This window comes from Trabulsiella guamensis ATCC 49490, assembly GCF_000734965.1.
Classification (GTDB): Bacteria; Pseudomonadota; Gammaproteobacteria; order Enterobacterales; family Enterobacteriaceae; genus Trabulsiella; species Trabulsiella guamensis.
Window position 1 is genome coordinate 1 of record NZ_JMTB01000258.1, and the last position, 259, is coordinate 259.

At 51.7% G+C, this 259-nt stretch carries 1 protein-coding gene; it reads right to left on the minus strand.

Features of this window, described 5'->3' with window-relative positions; genetic code table 11:
- The coding region (locus GTGU_RS23830) for a phage integrase central domain-containing protein (RefSeq protein WP_038164054.1) at window positions 1–259 on the minus strand (259 nt) is incomplete at both ends.

Consider the following 259-nt stretch of genomic DNA (forward strand, 5'->3'; position numbering starts at 1 on the left):
GGAATACATGCAGATTAAGCTCCAGTGCCAGACGTGTCAGCATTCGACCTTTGTAGCTGTCGATCTTCTCCAGTAACTCGGGAAGTTGTCTGAGGGGGAGGGCCGGGTGATGACGGGTTACTACCTGGGTCACAACCCCATCAAGGTCGTAAGCCGGGTTATATTTCAGCGTTCCCTGCTGTACCGCATGACGCATAATTTTTGTCAGGTACTGACGTACCCGCCCGGCAACATCATGGACACCTTTATCATCAATAGC